The organism is Virgibacillus oceani (assembly GCF_041521345.1).
GTDB classification, from domain to species: Bacteria; Bacillota; Bacilli; order Bacillales; family Amphibacillaceae; genus Virgibacillus_N; species Virgibacillus_N oceani_A.
Window position 1 is genome coordinate 1 of the sequence record NZ_JBGOHB010000071.1, and the last position, 1,372, is coordinate 1,372.

The 1,372-nt window shown below is 36.1% G+C and carries 1 protein-coding gene; it reads left to right on the plus strand.

Translation table 11 applies throughout. The features are described from left to right. Positions 1–143: 143 nt before the first annotated feature. Entirely contained in the window at positions 144–1,259 is a 1,116-nt protein-coding gene (locus tag ACDX78_RS23165; RefSeq protein ID WP_486031212.1) for an IS4 family transposase, read from the plus strand. Positions 1,260–1,372: the final 113 nt, after the last annotated feature.

Consider the following 1,372-nt stretch of genomic DNA (forward strand, 5'->3'; position numbering starts at 1 on the left):
CACTAGCATTGCATTAATTAAAACTAAAAATTAGGAATGGGCAAAATTTTCGTTAATTTACTGTTATCCAAAGAAAAAGTCCTTTATAATGGATATAGTCAGGTGGTAACCCGTCCAAATCCACTAATAAAGGACCAAAACTCATGGACAAGATTACACGAAAAACTTCATTTGGGCAATGGTTTTCACCAATAAACTTTCAATTATTTGAAGAACAGGTGAAAACGATGAAATTAGATTACTATACGAAAAAATTAACGACAGAGTCATTTCTAAAGTTACTGCTTTTTGCACAGCTGCAAGAAATGGAAAGTTTGCATGCGTTGGGTGATAGTCTTTTCGATGACCAGCTTCAGAAGGAAATAGATCTTAATTCTATTAGTATTTCCCAGCTGTCACGCCGATTGAACGGTTTGAATCCAGATATATTTCAAAGGCTATTCCTTGATTTGGTAAGTCAAATTCATGAGAATACACATGATTCAAAAACTGCAATGCCATTGAAGATCATTGATTCGAGCACATTGCCACTTAATTTAACCAATCATAAGTGGGCAAAATTTCGTAAAACAAAAGCTGGTGTTAAGATACATCTTCGTCTCGTATTTATGGAAAAAGGAATATCTTATCCCGAAAAAGCCGTTTTGACTAATGCGAAAGAACATGATCGCAATCAGCTTGAAGTCATGGTCGATGACAAAGAATGCATGTATGTGTTTGATCGAGGCTATCTGGATTACGAGCGATTCGATCGCATGACGGATGATGGCTACTTTTTCCTTACCAGGCTCCGAAAAAATGCTTTTATACGGGTAGTTGAAGACTTTAAACTACCTGATGACTCAGCTGTTTTATCGGATCAAATGGTGGTGATCGGTACAACGCAAAACCGTGCTGAGAATTACTTTCGCCTAATAAAAGTTATAGATTCAAAAGGAAATGAACTCCTATTAGTTACAAATCGCTTTGATTTGAGTGCCGATGAAATTTCAGAGATGTACAAATCACGCTGGGCCATAGAGTTGTTTTTTAAATGGATTAAACAACATTTGAACATCAAAAAATTTTACGGTCAAAGTGAAGCAGCAGTATACAATCAAGTGTTTATTGCACTCATTGTTTTTTGTTTAAATGTACTCGCTCAAATCGATACGAAGAGTAAGCGAACCATCTTACAAATCAGCCGTCTTTTAAGAGCATCCTTGTGGAAACCAGCATATATCTGGCTTCTGAAAATAGAAGGAAAAGGTGCTTCTTAACAAACAAATCGTCGCTGTCCCTTTAGTCTAATTGTAAATAAATCCCAAATGGATGGAGCCACCTTTGATTGGGTATTTACTTTTTTGGCTCTAATCCAGAAAGTGATAAAAAC

Coding starts and splice junctions, on each gene's coding strand:
- ACDX78_RS23165 (WP_486031212.1), top strand. CDS start 144: ATGGACAAGATTACACGAAAAACTTCATTTGGGCAATGGTTTTCACCA.